This is a genomic window from Brevibacillus nitrificans (assembly GCF_003710965.1).
Taxonomy (GTDB): Bacteria; Bacillota; Bacilli; order Brevibacillales; family Brevibacillaceae; genus Brevibacillus; species Brevibacillus centrosporus.
In genome coordinates this window covers 12369-32113 of the sequence record NZ_RHHU01000022.1, presented here as the reverse complement: position 1 = coordinate 32113, position 19745 = coordinate 12369, and the positions used below count along the sequence as shown (strand labels likewise).

Sequence of the window (19745 nt, the reverse complement as noted above, 5' to 3'; positions counted from 1 at the left end):
GCGCCCATGCTGCTACGTGGGCGCTTTCCAAATCTTGCTATCGCAAATAAAAGTAGTCGGGCAGTTGACATCCAAAAGCCCACCTGATATTATATTCAAGTGTGCCTGACATCTGTACTTTGGAGGATATGAAAATCATGTCTTATGAAAAAGTAGAGCGGGCCAAGGAGTTAACGATCGGTATCAAGCAAACGATTAAAGCTGTAGAACACCAACAGGTAGAAGCGGTTTACATCGCCATTGATGCTGATAAGCGTTTGACCCAAAAAGTCGAGCTCCTTTGCAAAGAGAAGGGTGTTCCAGTCATTCATGTAGATTCCATGCGTCGATTAGGCAAAGCGTGCGGAATCGAAGTGGGAGCAGCTACGGCTGCGATTAAAAAGAGTGGTTGACGATGTTTTTGTCCGTGTTTACACGTTGCGTAGGTTTGGACAAGGACTTTCTATTTGACCCAAAATGACTCACCTGGATCTGTGGTCTTGAGATTGGGTATTAAGAAGGGAGGTAACATCATGCCTACAATTAACCAATTGGTACGTAAAGGTCGCGAGGATAAGGTTGTGAAGTCGAAGTCCCCAGCTCTTCAAAAAGGGTACAACAGCTTCAAGAAATCTCAAACCAACCAAAGCTCTCCTCAAAAACGTGGTGTTTGCACCCGTGTAGGTACCATGACTCCGAAAAAACCAAACTCCGCGTTGCGTAAATACGCTCGTGTGCGTTTGACTAACGGTATCGAGGTAACAGCTTACATCGGTGGTATTGGCCACAACCTGCAAGAGCATAGCGTCGTGCTTGTGCGCGGCGGTCGTGTAAAAGACTTGCCAGGGGTACGCTACCATATCGTTCGTGGTGCTCTTGACACTGCTGGTGTGAACAACCGTAAACAAGGTCGTTCCAAGTACGGTACGAAACGTCCAAAACCAGGTCAAGCAGCTGCAGCAGCGAAAAAGAAATAAGAAAACGCCCGTGAGTTGGCGTGAATTGATAACGAAAAGAAGGAGGGAATACGATGCCTCGTAAAGGTCCTGTAACCCGTCGTGACGTGCTGCCAGACCCTATTCACAACAGCAAATTGGTTACTCGTTTGATTAACCGTCTGATGTTGGATGGTAAGCGCGGTGTAGCTCAGAACATTCTCTACAACGCATTTGACATCATCCAGGAGCGCACAGGTCGCAACCCGATGGAAGTTTTCGAAGAAGCACTGAAAAACGTAATGCCAGTACTGGAAGTAAAAGCTCGCCGTGTAGGTGGTGCTAACTACCAAGTACCAATCGAAGTAAAACCGGAGCGCCGCACCACTCTTGGTCTGCGTTGGATGGTTAACTACTCCCGTAACCGCGGTGAGAAAACCATGGAACAACGCCTGGCTAACGAGATCATGGATGCTGCTAACAACACCGGTGCAGCAGTGAAAAAGCGTGAAGACACGCACAAGATGGCTGAAGCGAACAAAGCGTTTGCTCACTATCGCTGGTAGGAAATTGAATCGGGTGTCCGTCTTGGATACCCGTTTATTCAAAAACACGAGTATGGAAGGAGCATACCTGAATGGCTCGCGAGTTCTCTTTGCCGAATACGCGTAATATCGGTATCATGGCTCACATCGATGCTGGTAAAACGACAACGACTGAGCGTATTCTGTTCTACACTGGTCGCGTTCATAAGATTGGTGAGGTGCACGAAGGTGCAGCTACCATGGACTGGATGGAACAAGAGCAAGAGCGCGGTATCACCATCACTTCGGCTGCTACTACTGCTCAATGGAATGGTCATCGAATCAACATTATCGACACACCAGGCCACGTAGACTTCACTGTAGAAGTTGAGCGCTCCCTGCGCGTTCTTGACGGTGCTGTTACCGTTTTTGACGCAAAAGGTGGCGTTGAGCCGCAAACCGAAACTGTATGGCGCCAAGCTGACCGCTATGGCGTACCGCGTATGTGCTACATCAACAAAATGGATATTCTGGGTGCTAACTTCGAAATGACCCTGGGCCAGATCAAAACTCGCCTGGGTGCAAATCCAGTAGCTATTCAATATCCAATCGGTGCAGAAGACCATTTCAAAGGCATGGTTGACCTGATCGAAATGAAGGCAATCGTGTACACTGATGACCTGGGTAAAACTTCTGATTCCACTGAAATCCCTGCTGATCTGAAAGAAAGATGTGATGAGCTTCGTCTCGCATTGGTTGAAGCAGCAGCAGAACAAGACGAAGAGCTCATGATGAAGTACTTGGAAGGCGAAGAGCTGACCAACGACGAAATCCGTGCTGCTCTGCGTAAAGGTACCATCGAGTGCAAACTGACTCCTGTAATGTGCGGTTCTTCTTACCGTAACAAAGGTGTTCAGCCTATGCTCGACAACGTAGTTACTTATCTGCCATCTCCGGTAGATATCCCAGCAATCAAAGGTACTCTGCCTGACACTGAAGACGAAGTTGAACGTCCTGCTGACGACAACGGTCCGTTCTCTGCTCTTGCTTTCAAGATCATGACTGACCCGTACGTAGGCCGTCTGACTTTCTTCCGCGTTTACTCTGGCGTACTGAACTCCGGTTCTTACGTTCTGAACTCTACTAAAGGTAAACGTGAACGTGTAGGTCGTATCCTGCAAATGCACGCAAACCACCGCGAAGAGATCCAAACGGTTTACTCCGGTGACATTGCTGCAGCTGTAGGTTTGAAAGATACCACAACTGGTGACACTCTGTGCGATGAAAAGTCTCCTGTAATCCTGGAGTCCATGGAATTCCCAGAGCCAGTTATCTCTGTTGCGATCGAACCAAAATCCAAAGCAGACCAAGACAAGATGGGTATCGGCCTGTCCAAGCTGGCTGAAGAGGATCCAACGTTCCGTACGCGCACAGACGAAGAGACTGGTCAAACAATCATCTCCGGTATGGGTGAGCTTCACCTGGAGATCATCGTTGACCGTCTGAAACGCGAATTTAAAGTCGAGTCGAACGTAGGTGCACCACAAGTTGCTTACCGCGAGACATTCCGCAAAGAAGCAAAAGTGGAAGGTAAATTCGTTCGTCAGTCCGGTGGTCGTGGTCAATACGGTCACGTTTGGGTGGAGTTCGCTCCTCTCGAACCAGGTCAAGGCTTCCAATTCGAAAACAAAATCGTTGGTGGTGTAGTACCGCGTGAATACATCCCTGCTGTTCAAGCGGGTATCGAAGAATCGATGAAAAATGGTGTTATCGCCGGCTTCCCGCTGGTTGATATCAAAGCTACTATCGTAGACGGTAGCTACCATGATGTCGACTCCTCCGAGATGGCATTTAAAGTAGCAGGTTCTCTCGCTCTGAAAGAAGCTGCGAAAAAATGTGGCGCAGTATTGCTCGAGCCAATCATGAAAGTAGAAGTTACAATGCCAGAAGAGTACATGGGCGACGTAATGGGCGACCTGAACTCCCGCCGCGGTCGTATCGAAGGTATGGAAGCTCGTGCAAACGCACAAGTTATCCGTGCAATGGTACCACTGTCCGAGATGTTTGGTTACTCCACAATTCTTCGTTCCCGTACCCAAGGCCGTGGCGTTTACTCCATGGTGCTCGACCACTACGAAGAAGTACCGAAATTCATCGCTGAAGAAATCGTTAAGAAATCCAAAGGCGAATAATTTCTGGTTCGACTTTATCTTGGAACAGGAAAGGTTTACAATATTGAAGGGACAACCCCGGATAGGGTAAACCTTTCTTCAACACATATACCCTTATATATAAGGAGGCTTTTCTCTCATGGCAAAAGCGAAATTTGAACGGAATAAACCACACGTTAACATCGGTACTATTGGTCACGTTGACCATGGTAAAACTACCCTGACTGCTGCTATTACAACTGTATTGGCACAACAAGGTAAAGCACAAGCTATGAACTACGCTGCAATTGACGCTGCTCCAGAAGAAAAAGAGCGCGGTATCACAATCAACACTGCACACGTTGAGTATGAAACTGACAACCGTCACTATGCACACGTTGACTGCCCTGGTCACGCGGACTATGTGAAAAACATGATTACTGGTGCTGCTCAAATGGACGGCGCAATCCTGGTTGTATCCGCAGCTGATGGCCCAATGCCACAAACTCGTGAACACATCCTGTTGTCCAAACAAGTAGGTGTACCATACATCGTAGTATTCATGAACAAATGCGACATGGTAGACGATGAAGAGTTGTTGGAACTGGTTGAAATGGAAATCCGTGACCTGCTGTCCCAATACGACTTCCCAGGTGACGACACTCCAGTAATCAAAGGTTCTGCTAAAGAAGCTTTGGATAACCCAACTGGTGACTGGGCTAAGAAAATCGCTGAGTTGATGGACGCTGTTGACAGCTACATCCCAACTCCTGAGCGTGCAACTGACAAGCCTTTCTTGATGCCTGTAGAGGACGTGTTCACGATCACTGGTCGTGGTACAGTTGCTACTGGTCGCGTAGAGCGCGGTGTAGTTAAAGTTGGTGACCAAGTTGAAATCATCGGCTTGGCTGAAGAAACGAAAAACACAACTGTAACTGGCGTTGAGATGTTCCGCAAATTGCTGGATTCCGCTCAAGCTGGTGACAACATCGGTGCTTTGCTGCGCGGTGTTGATCGTAAAGATATCGAGCGTGGACAATGCTTGGCGAAACCAGGTTCCGTTAAGCCTTACACCAAGTTCAAAGCAGAAGTTTACGTTCTGTCCAAAGAAGAAGGCGGACGTCACACTCCTTTCTTTGCTAACTACCGTCCACAATTCTACTTCCGTACAACTGACGTAACAGGTATCATCCAACTGCCAGAAGGCGTTGAAATGATCATGCCTGGCGACAACACTGAGTTCACTGTTGAACTGATCGCTCCAGTAGCGATGGAACAAGGTACTCGCTTCGCTATCCGCGAAGGTGGCCGTACAGTAGGCGCTGGCGTTGTAGCTTCCATCGAAGCTTAATTGATTCATAGAAGAACCCGACAACCTCGTGTTGTCGGGTTTTTTACTTTTTATGAACTTCCATTTATCGGATTTTTTCATGACTCCCATCAAAATGATTCAGCCAGAGGGATTGTGGGAATGTGCTACAATACGATCAGGATTTGGATGGGGGAAGAGAGATGAAAAACAAAGAGCGATTATTGTTTGTCATGCTGGCTGGGGTAGTGACACTCTGGGGCTTGAATGTCGTGATGGTCAAGTATCTAACCATGTTTCCGCCGATGTATGTAGCGGCGATCCGGATGACCATTGCAGGGGTCTTTTTAGCACCGATTCTTCTTCAGTACCGAAAAAGCCTGCGAATTGGGTGGGCCAATTGGCTGTTAGCTGCAGGGGTAGGAGCAACCTCGATTGCTCTTCATCAAATTACATTGGCAACTGGAGTACAGTACACATCTGCGGGAAATGCATCGCTGATTTTAGGACTGAATCCTCTGGCAACGGCTTTGCTTGCGATGGTGTTATTGGGGGAAGGAATGTCCTGGCGTAAAGCATGGGGAATTGCGATTGGTTTTGCGGGAGTATTAATCGTAGTCATTTCTCAGCATGGCGGCATTCATGTGAATGGATGGGGAGACGCCATTATGTTTTTCTCCATGCTGATGTATGTGGCAGGTGGACTACTAATTCGAAAGCTCTCCTTACGAGGAGTACCGGTCTTATTAATCACGGTACTGTCACAGTGGTTCGGGGTCCTGTTTTTATGGATAGCCGCTTTAATGGTGCAGCCGGCTTCTTATTATATAGGTTTGGATGTAACGCCATTCCAATGGCTCGTGATTCTGACATCCGCTGTTCTTTCCACCGCTGTTGGTTCGGTGGGATGGAACTATGGGATTCGTCAACTCGGTGCAAGCAGAACGGCAGTATTTTTGAACGGAATGCCATTGGCTAGCTTGTTGTTCGCGGCTTTGTTTTTAGGGGAGCAGCTGCTACTGGTTCATTTACTGGCGTTACTAATGATTGTAGGTGGCGTCTATCTGGGATCGCGGAGTCAGCTAAAGCCGAATTCCGCCCCAGGTGTTGTACCGTCCGATATAACGACAAAAGCGTAGGGAGCCCCCTACGCTTCTTCTTTTTGCTCCCATTGGTTAATCATATGGTGGGCCGTGAGTCGGAGTCTGTCGAAGATCTGCTCGCGAATGCCGTTTTCAAGTCCAGTCTGATCCATAGCTTTTGCCATGCATTGCAGCCAGGCTTCTGCTTGAGCAGTACCGATAGGAAAACGCATATGCCGAGCACGCAGCATGGGATGGCCGTGGATGTCAGAGTAAAGGGTAGGCCCGCCTAAGAACTGCGTGAGAAACTGATACTGCCGTTCCTTTACGGGAGTCAGATCCTCAGGAAAAAGAGGGGCCAGATCCGGGTGACGTTTCACATGGTTATAAAAAATATCGACAAGACGAGCCAAAGTTTCAGCTCCGCCAATGCGCTCATATGGGGTAAGGTTGTCCGTAGACATCGGGCAGGTAACCTCCTTTGCATTGAAAAATCCAACCCTAGTATAACGTGTTTCTTCTATTATAGATAGCAGAGGGGCAAAGTTGGCAACCAATCCCGCTTGCGTTTTTTGGACGAGATCTGTAATATGGTCAAAGTGAGCCAATTGCGGTTCGCTCGCTTGTACAAAAAAAGTACGGAAGCCTAAGAAAAAACTTGCGTTGCCCAATGCTTTTTAGTACAATAGTGAATGTTGGTCATGGACTTGCGATGATGTGGGAGGTTGCTGACACACCCGGCCCCTTTGCCATGACCGGGGTGCAGGATATTTCCACGGAGAAATGTCTGTTTAGAAAATGGGCGAAAAAGGAGGGACTAAAATGGCAAAGCAAAAGATTCGTATTCGTTTGAAGGCGTATGATCACAAAATCCTGGATCAGTCTGCAGAGAAAATCGTAGACACTGCGAAGCGTTCCGGTGCAAATGTATCCGGTCCAATTCCACTCCCTACGGAGAAAGCTGTTTACACTATCCTGCGTGCGGTTCATAAGTACAAAGATTCTCGCGAGCAATTCGAGATGCGTACTCACAAGCGTTTGATCGACATTCTGAATCCTACACCACAAACAGTAGATGCTTTGATGCGTCTGGATCTGCCATCTGGCGTGGATATCGAGATCAAGCTGTAAGGTCCCAAAACGCGATACACGCGCAGGCGTTGTCTTGCTAAGCGTGTTATACCAAGCATCAAACCCCTGAAATGGCACCCCTGCGCATCGGTGGGGACTTGATACAACATTAAAACGTTTTGTTGAAATAAGCACAGGAGGTGGCACTAATGACCAAAGGAATCTTAGGGAAAAAACTTGGCATGACTCAAGTTTTTGGTCCAAACGGAACAGCGATTGCTGTAACGGTCATCGAGGCTGGTTCTAACGTAGTTCTCCAAAAGAAAGACCTGGAGAATGACGGTTATGAAGCAATTCAAATCGGCTTTGAAGACAAAAAAGAGCAGCGCGCTAACAAGCCGGAAAAAGGACATGCAGCGAAAGCTAACACTGCTCCTAAGCGCTTCGTTCGCGAAATTCGCGGAGTTAACCTCGCAGACTTTGAGGTTGGTCAAGAGTTGAAAGCTGACATTTTTGCTGAGGGAGAAATCGTTGACGTAGCTGGCGTATCCAAGGGTAAAGGTTTCCAAGGTGCGATCAAACGTCACAATCAATCCCGCGGTCCTATGGCTCACGGTTCGCGCTACCATCGCGGCCCAGGTTCTATGGGTGCTGTAGCTCCAAACCGCGTATTTAAAGGTCAAACACTGCCAGGTCAAATGGGTGGCGACAACGTAACCATTCAAAACCTGGAAGTAGTAAAAGTAGATGCTGAGCGTAACCTGATTCTCGTTAAAGGCTCCGTGCCTGGTCCGAAAAACAGCTGCGTATTGGTATCCACGGCAGTCAAGAAGAACTAGTTAGGAAAGGAGGAACTGACATGCCGAAAGTAGCTCTTTATAACCAATCCGGTTCTCAAGTTGGCGAAATCGAATTGGCAGACAGCGTGTTTGGTATCGAGCCTAACAGCGCAGTTCTGTTCGATGCGATCGTGATGCAGCAAGCATCCCAACGTCAAGGAACTCATGATGTAAAGAACCGCTCTGAAGTACGTGGTGGTGGCCGCAAGCCATGGCGCCAAAAAGGTACAGGTCGCGCACGCCAAGGTTCCATTCGCTCTCCGCAATGGAAAGGTGGCGGTGTTGTATTCGGTCCAACTCCGCGCAAATACGGTTACAAACTGAACCGTAAAGTTCGTCGTTTGGCTCTGAAATCCGCTCTGTCCACAAAAGTTCAAAACAATGAACTCTTGGTATTGGAAGCTCTGAATTTCGCAGCTCCTAAGACCAAAGAAATGACTGCTGTACTCAGCAGCCTGAAAGTAGATCGCAAAGTTCTGATCGTTACCTCCGAGTATGATCAAAACGTTGCTCTCTCTTCCCGCAACATCCCAGGTGCAAAAATCGTAGATGCTGCAGGCATTAACGTTCTGGATCTGGTAGCGCATGACAAAGTAATCGTGACGAAAGAAGCGGTTGCGAAAGTAGAGGAGGTGCTCGCATAATGAAGAGCCTTCATGATGTTCTTAAACGCCCTGTCATTACCGAGCGCACCACTGACATGATGGCTGAGAAAAAGTACGTATTCGAAGTACCTCTCAAAGCCAACAAGACAGAAATCAAGCAAGCTGTTGAAAAAGTATTTGGCGTAAAAGTAGAAGCAGTTAACACCGTTCGTGTTCCTGCGAAACCAAAACGCTACGGAAAATACTCCGGTTACACCTCTGAGTGGAAGAAAGCGATCGTAAAGCTGACTGATGACAGCAAAGAATTGGCCTTCTACGAGGGAGTATAACCTCGACGACTACCGAAAAGGAGGGTATTAACATGGGTCTCAAGAAGTTTAAACCGACTTCTCCTGGTCGTCGCCAAATGACGGTTTCTACTTTCGAGGAGATTACTACTTCAACTCCCGAAAAATCCTTGCTCGCGCCTCTTTCCAAAAAAGCTGGCCGCAACAACCAAGGAAGAATTACCGTTCGTCATCAAGGTGGCGGTCACAAACGTAAATACCGTATTATCGACTTCAAGCGTAACAAAGATGGCATCGTAGGTCGCGTAGCTACTATCGAGTACGATCCAAACCGTTCCGCTAACATCGCGCTGATCAACTATGCAGACGGTGAAAAACGTTACATCCTCGCTCCTCACAACCTGAAAGTGGGCGATGAGATCGTATCCGGTGCAGATGCCGACATCAAAATCGGTAACGCATTGCCGCTGGAAAAAATTCCAGTTGGTACTACGATCCACAACATTGAGCTGAAACCTGGTAAAGGTGGCCAACTGGTTCGTGCAGCTGGTACTTCCGCTCAATTGCTCGGTCGTGATGGTGAGTTCGTAATCGTACGTCTTTCTTCCGGTGAAACTCGCCGCATCCATAACGTATGCCGCGCTACCATCGGTCAAGTAGGTAACTTGGATCACGAACTGGTTAACATCGGTAAAGCAGGTCGTTCCCGTTGGTTGGGTATTCGTCCAACTGTACGTGGTAGCGTAATGAACCCTAACGATCACCCACACGGTGGTGGTGAAGGCCGCGCTCCAATCGGACGTAAAGCACCTGTTACTCCTTGGGGTAAACCAACTCTGGGTCTCAAGACTCGCAAGAAGAAGAACAAATCCGATCAATACATTATCCGCCGTCGCAAGAAGTAAGCTAGGCTGATACTATAACCGAACGCCTTTGGCGAAGGGAGGTTCACTAATGGGACGTAGCTTAAAAAAGGGTCCTTTCGTGGATGACCACTTGATGAAAAAAGTTGACGAGCAAAATGAAAAGAACGAGAAGCGCGTGATCAAAACTTGGTCCCGTCGTTCCACCATCTTCCCTCAGTTCGTAGGACATACTTTTGCTGTGTACGATGGTCGTAAACATGTACCAGTGTATGTTTCGGAAGACATGGTTGGTCATAAATTGGGTGAATTCGCACCAACTCGTACCTTCAAGGGTCACGTCGACAACGACAAGAAATCCAAGAAGCGCTAATTTTCTCTTGACAGAGAGGAGGTACAAAGATGGAAGCAAAAGCAGTTGCTCGGAATATTCGCATCGCGTCTCGTAAAGTCCGCCTGGTGGTTGACTTGATCAGAGGCAAGCAAGTAGGTGAAGCTTTGGCGATCCTGAAACACACGCCAAAAGCAGCATCTCCAGTTGTTGAAAAGCTCCTGAAGTCGGCTATTGCAAACGCTGAGCACAACTATGAGCTGGATCCAAACAACCTCGTAGTGGGCAAAATCTTCGTAGACCAAGGTCCTACGTTGAAGCGTTTCCGTCCGCGCGCTATGGGCCGCGCTAGCCGCATCCATAAACGCACGAGCCACATCACCGTGGTACTAAACGAGAAATAAGGAGGGATTACGTGTGGGTCAAAAGGTAAGCCCGGTCGGTCTTCGTATCGGTGTCATCCGTGACTGGGAGTCCAAGTGGTACGCTGACAAGGACTTTGCGACACTGTTGCATGAAGACTTGAAAATCCGCAAGTTTGTAAAAGGGCGTCTGAAAGATGCTGCAGTATCCACAATCGAAATCGAGCGCGCAGCTAATCGCGTGAACGTTACGATTCACACCGCTAAGCCTGGTATGGTAATTGGTAAAGGTGGAGCAGAGGTAGAAATTCTGCGTAAATCCTTGACTGATCTGACTGGCAAGCGTGTACACATCAACATCAACGAAGTAAAACGTCCGGATCTGGATGCTACTCTGGTAGCTGAAAACATTGCACGCCAACTGGAAAACCGCATTTCCTTCCGCCGTGCGCAAAAGCAATCGATCACTCGTACGCTGCGCGCTGGTGCAAAAGGTATCAAAACCTTGGTTAGCGGTCGCCTTGGCGGTGCTGATATCGCACGTTCTGAAGGTTACAGCGAAGGTACAGTTCCTCTTCACACTCTGCGTGCTGACATCGACTACGGTACTGCTGAAGCACATACCACTTATGGTCGTATCGGTGTAAAAGTGTGGATCTATCGTGGAGAAGTCCTTCCGGCGAGAAAGAACGTCGCTACTGAGGAAGGAGGCAAGTAATCATGTTGACGCCAAAACGCGTGAAACACCGTAAACAACACCGCGGAAAAATGGCTGGTAACGCTAAAGGCGGTACTACTGTTGCGTTCGGTGAATACGGATTGCAAGCATTGGAACCATCTTGGGTAACAAACCGTCAAATCGAGGCAGCTCGTATTGCGATGACTCGTTACATCAAACGTGGTGGTAAGGTTTGGATTAAAATCTTCCCTGACAAACCAATTACGCAAAAGCCGCTCGAAGTACGGATGGGTTCCGGTAAAGGTTCTCCTGAGAAATGGGTAGCGGTAGTGAAACCAGGCAAGATCATGTTTGAACTTGCTGGCGTTCCTGAAGAAGTCGCTCGCGAAGCTATGCGTCTGGCTATGCACAAACTGCCTATCAAGTGCAAGTTCGTGAAGCGTGAAGAAGTGGGTGGTGACGCACATGAAGGCTAATGAGTACCGTAACTTGACCACTGCCGAGATCGAACAAAACGTCGCTTCTTTGAAAGAAGAGTTGTTCAACCTTCGTTTCCAGCTGGCTACGGGTCAACTCGAAACCACATCTCGCATTAAACAAGTGCGTAAGGATATCGCACGTGCGAAAACCATCCTGCGCCAGAGAGAATTGGGAATCGGCTAATTAAAGGAAGGAGGTTTGAACGATGACCGCAGAACGCAATATGCGTCGAACAGTTACTGGTCGCGTTGTTTCCGACAAGATGGATAAAACCATCGTTGTTCTGGTTGAAACTTACAAGACTCACCCGCTGTACGGCAAACGCGTGAAGTACTCCAAAAAGTTCAAGGCTCACGACGAGAACAACACGGCAAAAGTGGGCGACATCGTAGAAATCATGGAAACACGTCCATTGTCCAAAGACAAACGTTTCCGTTTGGTACGTATCGTCGAAGAGGCAGTAATCGTATAAGTCAGATTTTCGGATATCAAATCCGAAAGGAGGAACAGTAAATGATCCAAACTCAGACGAGATTGGCTGTTGCTGACAACTCCGGTGCAAAGGAACTCATGTGCATCAAGGTTCTGGGTGGTTCCGGTCGCAAAACGGCGAACATCGGCGATGTTATCGTGTGCTCCGTTAAATCCGCTACACCCGGCGGCGTTGTCAAGAAAGGTCAAGTAGTTAAAGCGGTTGTAGTACGCACAGTAAGCGGCGTTCGTCGTCAGGATGGTTCTTACATCCGTTTCGATGAAAATGCAGCAGTAGTTATCAAAGACGACAGATCCCCACGTGGAACTCGTATCTTTGGACCTGTAGCTCGTGAGCTCCGCGACAAGGATTTCATGAAGATCATCTCTCTGGCTCCAGAGGTTATCTAATTGAACGGCAAAACTCAGGCAGTTTGTTCGATAGGAGGTGCACCAAGCGATGCACGTTAAAAAAGGCGACACTGTTATCGTAAATGCGGGTAAAGATAAAGGCAAAAAAGGTCGCGTTCTCGCTGCTTATCCGAAGAAAGAACGCGTTCTGGTTGAAGGTATCAACCTCGTTAAGAAACACAGCCGTCCGTCTCAAGCTAACCCGCAAGGTGGCATTGTGACTCAAGAAGCAGCGATTCACGTTTCCAATGTATCTTTGATCGATCCGAAGTCCGGAAAAGCTACTCGCATCGGTTACAAAGTATTGGAGAACGGTAAGAAAGTTCGGTACGCGAAAAAGTCTGGCGAAGTACTCGACAAGTAGTCAGGTTGGAAAGGAGGATGTCCTTAGATGGCAACAAGACTGAAAGAAAAGTATACCAATGAAATCGTGCCTGGCTTGATGAGCAAGTTTGCTTATACTTCCATCATGCAAGTGCCGAAAGTTGAAAAGATCATCATCAACATGGGTGTAGGCGAAGCGGTTGCTAACGCTAAATCCTTGGATACTGCGGTAGAAGACCTGCAGATCATTGCTGGTCAAAAACCTGTAGTAACACGCGCTAAGAAATCCATCGCTGGTTTCAAACTGCGTGAAGGTATGCCGATCGGTGCGAAGGTTACTCTGCGCGGCGAGCGTATGTACCACTTCCTCGACAAGCTGATGAACGTATCTCTTCCACGTGTACGTGACTTCCGTGGAATCTCTTCCAAGGCATTTGACGGCCGTGGTAACTACACACTTGGTCTGAAGGAACAACTGATCTTCCCTGAGATCGAGTACGATAAAATTGACAAGGTACGCGGTATGGACATCGTAATTGTCACTTCCGCGAAAACGGATGAGGAAGCACGTGAACTGCTGACTCAAATGGGTATGCCATTCCGTAAATAAACCCACTCGTAAGGAGGGAAGAATGTGGCAAAGAAATCAATGATCATCAAGCAACAGCGGGAGCCGAAGTTTGCAGTACGCGCGTACACTCGTTGCGAGCGTTGCGGACGTCCTCACTCCGTATTGCGCAAATTCAAACTCTGCCGTATTTGCTTCCGTGAACTTGCTTATAAAGGTCAAATTCCAGGCGTGAAAAAAGCAAGCTGGTAATTTGAAACGGGAAGGAGGTTTTCTCTCATGGTTATGACTGATCCAATCGCAGATATGTTGACACGCATTCGTAACGCCAACATGGTTCGCCACGAGAAAGTGGAAATCCCGGCGTCCACCATCAAGAAGGAAATCGCGCGCATTCTGAAAGAAGAAGGATTCATCCGCGATGCGGAGTTTGTTGAGGACAACAAACAAGGAATCATCCGCGTTTTCCTGAAGTACGGTGCTGAAAACGAGCGCGTAATCACAGGTCTGAAACGTATCTCCAAACCAGGTCTTCGTGTTTATGCAAAGAACAATGAAGTACCAAAGGTTTTGGGTGGCCTCGGTTGCGCAATCATCTCCACATCCGCTGGTGTGATGACGGACAAGCAAGCTCGTCAAGCAGCAGTTGGTGGAGAAGTACTCGCATACATTTGGTAATCCAACAGAATTGATAAATAGCACAGGAGGTGCACCACATGTCTCGTGTCGGTAGAAAACCGATCGTGGTACCTGCAGGCGTTACCCTCACTCTGAACGGAACTGAGCTGACGGTAAAGGGCCCTAAGGGTCAACTCGTTCGTAACTTTCATGAAGATATCAAAATCAACATCGCTGAGAACGAAGTAGTTGTTGAGCGTCCTAGCGACAACAAATTGCATCGTTCCCTTCACGGTACGACTCGTGCGCTTGTTGCCAACATGGTAAAAGGCGTATCGGAAGGCTTCACTCGCACTCTGGAACTGGTCGGTGTAGGTTACCGTGCAGCTAAATCCGGATCCGGTGTAACACTGTCTCTCGGTTTCTCCCATCCAGTTGAGGTAACTCCTGAAGCTGGTATTGAAATCGACGTGCCAAACCAAACCACTCTGGTGGTTAAAGGGATCAACAAAGAGCGCGTAGGTCAAGTTGCCGCTGAAATCCGTGCACTGCGCAAACCTGAGCCATACAAAGGCAAAGGTATCAAGTACAGTGATGAAGTGGTTCGTCGTAAAGAAGGTAAAAAAGGTAAATAAGCTTCTAGCTTCATGAGAAAGGAGGCCGCTTAATGTTTACGAAAGCTGATAAAAACAAAGCTCGGAAAAAACGTCACCTGCGCATCCGCAAACGCGTGATTGGTTCTACCATTCGCCCGCGTCTGAACGTGTTCCGTTCTTCTAAGCACATCTACGCTCAACTGATCGACGATGCAACTGGAGTAACTCTGGTATCTGCATCCTCTCTGGATAAAGAGCTGGGCCTGAAAAATGGCGCTAACGTGGAAGCTGCTACAGCTGTTGGTACACTGATCGCTAAGCGTGCACAAGAAAAAGGTGCAACTGAAGTGATTTTTGACCGCGGCGGTTACATCTATCATGGACGTATTAAAGCACTGGCAGAAGCAGCTCGCGAAGCTGGTCTGCAATTCTAACAACAAGGAGGGTAAGGAATGCGTATCGACCCTAGCAAATTAGAGCTCGAAGAAAAAGTAGTCGCTGTTAACCGTGTAGCTAAAACGGTTAAGGGTGGACGTCGTATGAGCTTTAGCGCCCTGGTTGTTGTGGGTGACCGTAACGGCCATGTAGGTGCTGGTATGGGTAAAGCTCAAGAGGTTCCAGACGCTATTCGCAAAGCGATTGACGACGCTAAGAAAAAACTGATCCGTGTACCAATGAGAGGAACGACTGTTCCGCACGAAGTACTGTGCCAATTTGGTGCTGGTAAAGTTCTCATCAAACCTGCTTCCGCCGGTACTGGTGTAATCGCAGGTGGACCTATCCGTGCCGTTCTTGAACTGGCTGGTGTAGGTGACGTTTTGAGTAAGTCTCTTGGTTCCAACAATCCTATCAACATGGTCAACGCTACGCTGGAGGGCCTGGGCCGTCTGAAAACAGCGGAAGATGTCGCGAAATTGCGCGGTAAGACTGTTGACGAGTTGTTGGGTTAATAAGGGAGGGAATGAACATGGCAAAATTGCAAATCACCCTCACACGTAGCCTGATCGGACGTCCAGTAGGACAACAGGAAACTGTAAAAGCACTGGGTCTTCGTAAAATCAACTCCACTGTAGTGAAGGAAGACAACGCCGCTATCCGTGGAATGGTTTTCAAAGTGAAGCACTTGGTTGACGTGAAAGAAGTATAATTGAACATCTCAAGAGTTAGGAGGTGCAACGTATGAAATTGCATGAACTGCAACCTGCAGAAGGATCCCGTCACACTCGTAAGCGCATCGGTCGCGGTATCGGTAGCGGTACTGGCAAAACTGCTGGTAAAGGTCACAAAGGTCAAAACGCTCGTTCCGGTGGCGGCGTACGCCCAGGTTTCGAGGGTGGTCAAAACCCATTGTACCGTCGTCTGCCTAAGCGCGGTTTCACTAACATTAGCCGTAAAGAATTCGCGATTGTTAGCCTGGACGCGCTGAACCGTTTTGAAGAGGGTACTGTAGTAACACCTGAGCTTCTGAAAGAAACCGGTGTTATCAGTGCGCTGCGCGACGGTGTTAAGGTTCTTGCTAACGGCGAACTGACAGTGAAGCTGACTGTAAAAGCTCACAAGTTCTCCGGAGCTGCTGCTGAGAAGATCGCACAAGTCGGTGGAACAACCGAGGTGATCTAATGTTAGCGTCCTTAACTAACATTTTTAAGATTAGCGACCTGCGTCGTAAAATCCTGTTTACGCTCATGATGTTGGTAGTATTCCGGATCGGAAGCTTTGTACCAGTTCCTAACGTAAACGTCGAGTTGTTTCAGCAGAACACAAACCACTTGCTTGGATTGTTGAACACCTTTTCTGGTGGAGCTCTGAAAAACTTCTCGATTTTTGCTATGGGTATCATGCCGTATATTACGGCGTCGATTATCATGCAGCTGTTATCGATGGACGTTGTTCCAAAGCTTACGCAATGGGCACGTGAAGGTGAGGTTGGTCGACGCAAGATCGCTACGGTTACCCGCTACAGTACAATTGTCCTCGGTGCGATTCAATCCGTCGGGATGACAATTGGATTCAATAATATGGCGCCTGGCTTGCTCAGCGATACATCCGTTGGCAGCTACGCACTCATTGCATTGACACTGACAGCAGGTACCGCGTTCTTGATGTGGATGGGTGAACAGATTACCGAGAAAGGTATCGGTAACGGGATTTCGATCCTGATCGTATCCGGTATCATCGCGAACATTCCAAATGGAATCGAAACGATCTACTCGACTCAGTTCGCTGATCCATCCCAGAACATTTTCTTCAGCATCGTCAAAGTTGTGATTATCTTGCTGGTGATCCTCGCTATTATTGTCGGGGTTATCTTTATACAGCAAGGTGTGCGTAAGATTCCAGTGCAATATGCCAAACGCGTGGTTGGACGGAAAATGTACGGTGGTCAATCCACCCACATTCCACTGAAAGTCAACTCGGCTGGTGTTATTCCTGTTATCTTCTCCATCTCGCTTGTAATTTTCCCTTCGACAATCGCTCAGTTCTGGGTTGACCAATCCGGAACAGGTATTGCCAACTGGATTTATCAAAACTTCCAAGTTAGTGCACCGCTTGGAATGGCTTTGTACGCCATCTTGATTATCGGGTTTACTTATTTCTATACCTTTGTACAGATGAATCCTGTGCAAATGGCAGAGAACATGAGGAAAAATGGCGGTTACATTCCTGGTATTCGACCTGGTAAAAACACTGAGGTGTACATTACTCGTACATTGAACCGCTTAACATTGGCGGGCGCTCTCTTCCTGATGCTGATTTCCATCTTGCCGTTCTTCTTCAGCAAGCTGGCAAATCTGCCGCAGTCGATTTATATCGGTGGTACTTCGCTCTTGATCGTAATCGGGGTTGCCCTGGATACGATGAAACAGATCGAAAGCCAGATGATCAAGCGTCACTACCAAGGGTTCATCAAGTAATACCTGGGTTTTTACAGAAAAGCCTCTGTAAGCTTTTCTTTATGGGACGGAGGGAATGGACGTGAATATAATTCTGATGGGACTGCCTGGAGCCGGTAAAGGTACACAGGCAGAACGAATCGTTGAAGAGTTTAACATCCCGCACATTTCGACTGGTGATATGTTCCGCGCAGCAGTCAAAAATGAGACATCACTTGGGCTTGAAGCGAAGTCCTACATGGATAAAGGCTTGCTCGTTCCAGATGAAGTGGTTATCGGGATCGTGCGGGAACGTCTGTCGATGGACGACTGCGAAAAAGGGTTTCTCTTGGATGGATTCCCTCGCACCGTTCCACAGGCAGAAGCGTTGACAGCGACTGTTAAGGAGCTGGGACGCGAAATTGATCACGTCATTAATATCAATGTTCGCCGGGGATTGCTGATTGAACGTCTGACCGGTCGCTGGATCTGCCCAGTATGTGGAGCTAGCTATCATACGATGTTCAACCCTCCAAAAGAGGCTGGTGTATGTGATAAAGATGGTGGTAAACTGTATCAGCGTGAAGACGACAAGCCGGAAGTGGTAGCACAACGACTTGATGTCAACATCGCTCAAACACAACCACTGATCGATTATTACTCCGCTCAGGAGCTCCTGCGAGATATTAATGGAGAGCAAGATATCCAGGTAGTGTTTGCGGAAATTAAGTCTCTGCTAAGAGGGTAATTGCGAATGATTATCCTGAAGTCGAAATCAGAACTTGAGGTTATGCGCGAAGCAGGTCGCATTGTCGCACTCACCCATCAAGAACTGGCCAAGGCGATCAAGCCTGGTGTTACGACAAAGCAACTTGACGAAATTGCCGAGACGTTTATCCGTAGCATGGGAGCAATTCCATCATTTAAAGGCTACGGTGGCTTTCCAGGAAGTATCTGTGCTTCAGTCAATGAAGAACTCGTACACGGGATCCCAGGAAAGCGGATGCTGCAAGAGGGAGACATCATTAGTTTGGACATCGGGGCCCAGTTTGAAGGGTTCCATGGAGACTCCGCTTGGACGTATCCGGTTGGGACAGTTTCTGTTGAAAATCAGAATCTGCTGCGAGTGACAGAAGAGTCGTTGTTCAAGGGGCTTGAAAAAGCTGTACCAGGAGCGCGATTGTCTGATATCTCCCATGCCATTCAGATTCATGCAGAAGCTGCCGGCTTCACACTCGTTCGCGAGTATGTGGGGCATGGGATTGGGCAAAACTTGCACGAAGATCCGCAGGTTCCTAACTACGGGCCTCCCGATCGAGGTCCCCGTTTGAAACCAGGCATGGTGTTGGCGATTGAGCCAATGGTAAATGCCGGCGAACGTTATGTCCGCACATTGGAGGACAATTGGACGGTAGTAACAGTGGATCGGAAAACATGTGCTCATTTTGAACACACCATCGCGATAACGGAAGATGGTCATGAGATTTTTACACGTCTGTAAACGATGGAATCCTCAAAATGGGGATTGTCGTCCAACGTGTCGACGATAAGTTCGTTGTGTGATCATTTCGCAAAACTCATGGTCTGACTGAAGAGCAGAAGAAAGGAGAGTTTACCATGGCAAAAGATGATGTAATTGAGGTGGAAGGAACGGTAATCGAGCCTTTGCCGAATGCTATGTTTCGGGTAGAATTAGAGAATGGACACAAGATCCTTGCTCACGTCTCCGGAAAAATCCGCATGCACTTTATCCGTATCCTGCCTGGGGATAAAGTAACTGTTGAACTGTCGCCGTACGACTTAACCCGCGGACGTATTACGTACCGCTATAAATAGTTAGTAAAACCCCTAGAAAAGGGAGGCAAGAACCATGAAAGTGAGACCTTCGGTTAAACCGATCTGCGAGAAATGCAAGGTTATCCGTCGTAAAGGTAACGTAATGGTTATTTGTGAAAATCCTAAGCATAAGCAAAAACAAGGGTAAACAAGGAGGTGCTTTTTACACATGGCACGTATTGCAGGCGTTGACTTGCCACGCGAAAAACGCGTTGAAGTCGCTCTTACCTACATCTTTGGTATTGGCCGCCCCACGTCTCAAAAAATTCTGTCCGCCACTGGCGTAGATGTGAACACTCGCGTTCGTGATCTGACAGAAGACGAAGTTGCTAAACTTCGTGAGTACATTGACAAAACCGTCAAGGTGGAAGGCGATCTCCGTCGTGAGATTTCCCTGAACATCAAGCGTCTGATGGAAATCGGCTGCTTCCGCGGTATTCGTCATCGTCGTGGACTTCCAGTTCGCGGTCAACGTACTAAAACAAATGCTCGTACGCGCAAAGGTCCACGCCGTACCGTAGCTAACAAGAAGAAGTAAAGGAGGGTAATCTG

Annotated in this window: 34 protein-coding genes; 33 read left to right on the top strand and 1 reads right to left on the bottom strand. The window is 48.0% G+C overall.

What is annotated here, in order from left to right; all coding sequences use genetic code 11:
• The first annotated feature begins 137 nt into the window (after positions 1-137).
• The 6 genes from EDM59_RS28690 (at position 138) to EDM59_RS28665 (ending at position 6036) form a co-directional block, all read left to right on the top strand.
• Positions 138-392, top strand: coding sequence for a 50S ribosomal protein L7ae-like protein (locus EDM59_RS28690; protein WP_092276967.1), 255 nt, complete (start codon positions 138-140; stop codon positions 390-392).
• Positions 393-512: 120 nt separating this feature from the next.
• The gene (gene rpsL, locus EDM59_RS28685) at positions 513-956 is read left to right on the top strand and encodes a 30S ribosomal protein S12 (protein WP_005828873.1); all 444 of its coding nucleotides are present in this window, start codon (positions 513-515) and stop codon (positions 954-956) included.
• Between the two features lie 53 nt (positions 957-1009).
• The gene (gene rpsG, locus EDM59_RS28680) at positions 1010-1480 is read left to right on the top strand and encodes a 30S ribosomal protein S7 (protein WP_007716226.1); all 471 of its coding nucleotides are present in this window, start codon (positions 1010-1012) and stop codon (positions 1478-1480) included.
• 71 nt (positions 1481-1551) lie between these two features.
• Positions 1552-3630, top strand: coding sequence for an elongation factor G (gene fusA / locus EDM59_RS28675; RefSeq protein ID WP_122926751.1), 2079 nt, complete (start codon positions 1552-1554; stop codon positions 3628-3630).
• A gap of 118 nt (positions 3631-3748) precedes the next feature.
• Complete coding sequence (tuf, locus tag EDM59_RS28670) at positions 3749-4939, top strand: elongation factor Tu (RefSeq protein WP_092276973.1); 1191 nt, start codon at positions 3749-3751, stop codon at positions 4937-4939.
• A 161-nt stretch (positions 4940-5100) separates the two neighbouring features.
• The gene (locus EDM59_RS28665) at positions 5101-6036 is read left to right on the top strand and encodes a DMT family transporter (protein ID WP_122926750.1); all 936 of its coding nucleotides are present in this window, start codon (positions 5101-5103) and stop codon (positions 6034-6036) included.
• An 8-nt stretch (positions 6037-6044) separates the two neighbouring features.
• Here the strand turns inward: EDM59_RS28665 and EDM59_RS28660 are convergent, their stop codons facing one another.
• Entirely contained in the window at positions 6045-6443 is a 399-nt protein-coding gene (locus tag EDM59_RS28660; RefSeq protein WP_122926749.1) for a globin domain-containing protein, read from the bottom strand.
• A gap of 358 nt (positions 6444-6801) precedes the next feature.
• Here EDM59_RS28660 and rpsJ point away from each other — a divergent pair, with 358 nt between their 5' ends.
• The 27 genes from rpsJ (at position 6802) to rpsM (ending at position 19731) form a co-directional block, all read left to right on the top strand.
• Complete coding sequence (gene rpsJ, locus EDM59_RS28650; RefSeq protein ID WP_005828858.1) at positions 6802-7110, top strand: 30S ribosomal protein S10; 309 nt, start codon at positions 6802-6804, stop codon at positions 7108-7110.
• Between the two features lie 149 nt (positions 7111-7259).
• On the top strand, positions 7260-7889 hold the full coding sequence (gene rplC, locus EDM59_RS28645; RefSeq protein WP_092276984.1) for a 50S ribosomal protein L3: 630 nt from the start codon (positions 7260-7262) through the stop codon (positions 7887-7889).
• Between the two features lie 20 nt (positions 7890-7909).
• Complete coding sequence (gene rplD / locus EDM59_RS28640) at positions 7910-8533, top strand: 50S ribosomal protein L4 (protein ID WP_092276987.1); 624 nt, start codon at positions 7910-7912, stop codon at positions 8531-8533.
• On the top strand, positions 8533-8823 hold the full coding sequence (rplW, locus tag EDM59_RS28635) for a 50S ribosomal protein L23 (protein WP_007716243.1): 291 nt from the start codon (positions 8533-8535) through the stop codon (positions 8821-8823). The genes rplD and rplW overlap by 1 nt, the downstream gene beginning before the upstream one ends.
• A gap of 32 nt (positions 8824-8855) precedes the next feature.
• Complete coding sequence (gene rplB, locus EDM59_RS28630; RefSeq protein ID WP_092276990.1) at positions 8856-9686, top strand: 50S ribosomal protein L2; 831 nt, start codon at positions 8856-8858, stop codon at positions 9684-9686.
• 49 nt (positions 9687-9735) lie between these two features.
• Positions 9736-10017 carry a 30S ribosomal protein S19 gene (gene rpsS, locus EDM59_RS28625; protein ID WP_092276993.1) on the top strand — a complete coding sequence of 94 codons (282 nt, stop codon included), beginning with the start codon at positions 9736-9738 and terminating at the stop codon, positions 10015-10017.
• Between the two features lie 29 nt (positions 10018-10046).
• Positions 10047-10379 carry a 50S ribosomal protein L22 gene (gene rplV / locus EDM59_RS28620; RefSeq protein ID WP_092276996.1) on the top strand — a complete coding sequence of 111 codons (333 nt, stop codon included), beginning with the start codon at positions 10047-10049 and terminating at the stop codon, positions 10377-10379.
• Between the two features lie 13 nt (positions 10380-10392).
• Positions 10393-11055, top strand: a complete 663-nt coding sequence (gene rpsC / locus EDM59_RS28615) for a 30S ribosomal protein S3 (protein ID WP_005828842.1) — start codon at positions 10393-10395, stop codon at positions 11053-11055.
• Between the two features lie 2 nt (positions 11056-11057).
• On the top strand, positions 11058-11492 hold the full coding sequence (gene rplP / locus EDM59_RS28610) for a 50S ribosomal protein L16 (RefSeq protein WP_007787078.1): 435 nt from the start codon (positions 11058-11060) through the stop codon (positions 11490-11492).
• Positions 11482-11679: a 50S ribosomal protein L29 gene (rpmC, locus tag EDM59_RS28605; protein WP_092276999.1), complete on the top strand. Its 198-nt coding sequence runs from the start codon at positions 11482-11484 to the stop codon at positions 11677-11679. The genes rplP and rpmC overlap by 11 nt, the downstream gene beginning before the upstream one ends.
• A 22-nt stretch (positions 11680-11701) precedes the next feature.
• Positions 11702-11968, top strand: a complete 267-nt coding sequence (rpsQ, locus tag EDM59_RS28600; protein ID WP_092277002.1) for a 30S ribosomal protein S17 — start codon at positions 11702-11704, stop codon at positions 11966-11968.
• Between the two features lie 41 nt (positions 11969-12009).
• Complete coding sequence (gene rplN, locus EDM59_RS28595) at positions 12010-12378, top strand: 50S ribosomal protein L14 (RefSeq protein WP_092277005.1); 369 nt, start codon at positions 12010-12012, stop codon at positions 12376-12378.
• A gap of 49 nt (positions 12379-12427) precedes the next feature.
• A complete protein-coding gene (gene rplX / locus EDM59_RS28590) occupies positions 12428-12742 on the top strand; it encodes a 50S ribosomal protein L24 (RefSeq protein WP_092277008.1) in 315 nt (104 codons plus the stop codon).
• Between the two features lie 27 nt (positions 12743-12769).
• Positions 12770-13312: a 50S ribosomal protein L5 gene (rplE, locus tag EDM59_RS28585; RefSeq protein ID WP_092277011.1), complete on the top strand. Its 543-nt coding sequence runs from the start codon at positions 12770-12772 to the stop codon at positions 13310-13312.
• Positions 13313-13336: 24 nt separating this feature from the next.
• On the top strand, positions 13337-13522 hold the full coding sequence (locus EDM59_RS28580; RefSeq protein ID WP_007716256.1) for a type Z 30S ribosomal protein S14: 186 nt from the start codon (positions 13337-13339) through the stop codon (positions 13520-13522).
• 27 nt (positions 13523-13549) lie between these two features.
• Entirely contained in the window at positions 13550-13948 is a 399-nt protein-coding gene (gene rpsH / locus EDM59_RS28575; RefSeq protein ID WP_092277014.1) for a 30S ribosomal protein S8, read from the top strand.
• Positions 13949-13986: 38 nt separating this feature from the next.
• On the top strand, positions 13987-14523 hold the full coding sequence (gene rplF / locus EDM59_RS28570; protein ID WP_092277017.1) for a 50S ribosomal protein L6: 537 nt from the start codon (positions 13987-13989) through the stop codon (positions 14521-14523).
• 32 nt (positions 14524-14555) lie between these two features.
• Entirely contained in the window at positions 14556-14918 is a 363-nt protein-coding gene (gene rplR / locus EDM59_RS28565) for a 50S ribosomal protein L18 (RefSeq protein WP_047074697.1), read from the top strand.
• An 18-nt stretch (positions 14919-14936) separates the two neighbouring features.
• Positions 14937-15434, top strand: a complete 498-nt coding sequence (rpsE, locus tag EDM59_RS28560) for a 30S ribosomal protein S5 (protein WP_055746222.1) — start codon at positions 14937-14939, stop codon at positions 15432-15434.
• Positions 15435-15451: 17 nt separating this feature from the next.
• Positions 15452-15631 (top strand): 50S ribosomal protein L30, encoded by a 180-nt coding sequence (rpmD, locus tag EDM59_RS28555; RefSeq protein ID WP_092277020.1) that lies wholly within the window; start codon positions 15452-15454, stop codon positions 15629-15631.
• A 32-nt stretch (positions 15632-15663) separates the two neighbouring features.
• Positions 15664-16104 (top strand): 50S ribosomal protein L15, encoded by a 441-nt coding sequence (gene rplO / locus EDM59_RS28550; protein ID WP_007716272.1) that lies wholly within the window; start codon positions 15664-15666, stop codon positions 16102-16104.
• The gene (gene secY, locus EDM59_RS28545; RefSeq protein WP_092277024.1) at positions 16104-17399 is read left to right on the top strand and encodes a preprotein translocase subunit SecY; all 1296 of its coding nucleotides are present in this window, start codon (positions 16104-16106) and stop codon (positions 17397-17399) included. Before rplO ends, secY begins: the two co-directional genes overlap by 1 nt.
• 61 nt (positions 17400-17460) lie before the next feature.
• Positions 17461-18105: an adenylate kinase gene (locus EDM59_RS28540; protein WP_122926748.1), complete on the top strand. Its 645-nt coding sequence runs from the start codon at positions 17461-17463 to the stop codon at positions 18103-18105.
• 6 nt (positions 18106-18111) lie between these two features.
• Positions 18112-18858, top strand: coding sequence for a type I methionyl aminopeptidase (gene map, locus EDM59_RS28535; protein WP_092277030.1), 747 nt, complete (start codon positions 18112-18114; stop codon positions 18856-18858).
• A gap of 116 nt (positions 18859-18974) precedes the next feature.
• Positions 18975-19193 (top strand): translation initiation factor IF-1, encoded by a 219-nt coding sequence (infA, locus tag EDM59_RS28530; protein WP_023558720.1) that lies wholly within the window; start codon positions 18975-18977, stop codon positions 19191-19193.
• Between the two features lie 34 nt (positions 19194-19227).
• Positions 19228-19341 (top strand): 50S ribosomal protein L36, encoded by a 114-nt coding sequence (gene rpmJ / locus EDM59_RS28525; protein WP_003333770.1) that lies wholly within the window; start codon positions 19228-19230, stop codon positions 19339-19341.
• 21 nt (positions 19342-19362) lie between these two features.
• Positions 19363-19731, top strand: coding sequence for a 30S ribosomal protein S13 (gene rpsM, locus EDM59_RS28520; RefSeq protein ID WP_092277034.1), 369 nt, complete (start codon positions 19363-19365; stop codon positions 19729-19731).
• The last annotated feature ends 14 nt before the right edge of the window (positions 19732-19745 follow it).

Coding starts and splice junctions, on each gene's coding strand:
- EDM59_RS28690 (WP_092276967.1), top strand. CDS start 138: ATGTCTTATGAAAAAGTAGAGCGGGCCAAGGAGTTAACGATCGGTATC.
- rpsL (WP_005828873.1), top strand. CDS start 513: ATGCCTACAATTAACCAATTGGTACGTAAAGGTCGCGAGGATAAGGTT.
- rpsG (WP_007716226.1), top strand. CDS start 1,010: ATGCCTCGTAAAGGTCCTGTAACCCGTCGTGACGTGCTGCCAGACCCT.
- fusA (WP_122926751.1), top strand. CDS start 1,552: ATGGCTCGCGAGTTCTCTTTGCCGAATACGCGTAATATCGGTATCATG.
- tuf (WP_092276973.1), top strand. CDS start 3,749: ATGGCAAAAGCGAAATTTGAACGGAATAAACCACACGTTAACATCGGT.
- EDM59_RS28665 (WP_122926750.1), top strand. CDS start 5,101: ATGAAAAACAAAGAGCGATTATTGTTTGTCATGCTGGCTGGGGTAGTG.
- EDM59_RS28660 (WP_122926749.1), bottom strand. CDS start 6,443: ATGTCTACGGACAACCTTACCCCATATGAGCGCATTGGCGGAGCTGAA.
- rpsJ (WP_005828858.1), top strand. CDS start 6,802: ATGGCAAAGCAAAAGATTCGTATTCGTTTGAAGGCGTATGATCACAAA.
- rplC (WP_092276984.1), top strand. CDS start 7,260: ATGACCAAAGGAATCTTAGGGAAAAAACTTGGCATGACTCAAGTTTTT.
- rplD (WP_092276987.1), top strand. CDS start 7,910: ATGCCGAAAGTAGCTCTTTATAACCAATCCGGTTCTCAAGTTGGCGAA.
- rplW (WP_007716243.1), top strand. CDS start 8,533: ATGAAGAGCCTTCATGATGTTCTTAAACGCCCTGTCATTACCGAGCGC.
- rplB (WP_092276990.1), top strand. CDS start 8,856: ATGGGTCTCAAGAAGTTTAAACCGACTTCTCCTGGTCGTCGCCAAATG.
- rpsS (WP_092276993.1), top strand. CDS start 9,736: ATGGGACGTAGCTTAAAAAAGGGTCCTTTCGTGGATGACCACTTGATG.
- rplV (WP_092276996.1), top strand. CDS start 10,047: ATGGAAGCAAAAGCAGTTGCTCGGAATATTCGCATCGCGTCTCGTAAA.
- rplP (WP_007787078.1), top strand. CDS start 11,058: ATGTTGACGCCAAAACGCGTGAAACACCGTAAACAACACCGCGGAAAA.
- rpmC (WP_092276999.1), top strand. CDS start 11,482: ATGAAGGCTAATGAGTACCGTAACTTGACCACTGCCGAGATCGAACAA.
- rpsQ (WP_092277002.1), top strand. CDS start 11,702: ATGACCGCAGAACGCAATATGCGTCGAACAGTTACTGGTCGCGTTGTT.
- rplN (WP_092277005.1), top strand. CDS start 12,010: ATGATCCAAACTCAGACGAGATTGGCTGTTGCTGACAACTCCGGTGCA.
- rplX (WP_092277008.1), top strand. CDS start 12,428: ATGCACGTTAAAAAAGGCGACACTGTTATCGTAAATGCGGGTAAAGAT.
- rplE (WP_092277011.1), top strand. CDS start 12,770: ATGGCAACAAGACTGAAAGAAAAGTATACCAATGAAATCGTGCCTGGC.
- rpsH (WP_092277014.1), top strand. CDS start 13,550: ATGGTTATGACTGATCCAATCGCAGATATGTTGACACGCATTCGTAAC.
- rplF (WP_092277017.1), top strand. CDS start 13,987: ATGTCTCGTGTCGGTAGAAAACCGATCGTGGTACCTGCAGGCGTTACC.
- rplR (WP_047074697.1), top strand. CDS start 14,556: ATGTTTACGAAAGCTGATAAAAACAAAGCTCGGAAAAAACGTCACCTG.
- rpsE (WP_055746222.1), top strand. CDS start 14,937: ATGCGTATCGACCCTAGCAAATTAGAGCTCGAAGAAAAAGTAGTCGCT.
- rpmD (WP_092277020.1), top strand. CDS start 15,452: ATGGCAAAATTGCAAATCACCCTCACACGTAGCCTGATCGGACGTCCA.
- rplO (WP_007716272.1), top strand. CDS start 15,664: ATGAAATTGCATGAACTGCAACCTGCAGAAGGATCCCGTCACACTCGT.
- secY (WP_092277024.1), top strand. CDS start 16,104: ATGTTAGCGTCCTTAACTAACATTTTTAAGATTAGCGACCTGCGTCGT.
- map (WP_092277030.1), top strand. CDS start 18,112: ATGATTATCCTGAAGTCGAAATCAGAACTTGAGGTTATGCGCGAAGCA.
- infA (WP_023558720.1), top strand. CDS start 18,975: ATGGCAAAAGATGATGTAATTGAGGTGGAAGGAACGGTAATCGAGCCT.
- rpmJ (WP_003333770.1), top strand. CDS start 19,228: ATGAAAGTGAGACCTTCGGTTAAACCGATCTGCGAGAAATGCAAGGTT.
- rpsM (WP_092277034.1), top strand. CDS start 19,363: ATGGCACGTATTGCAGGCGTTGACTTGCCACGCGAAAAACGCGTTGAA.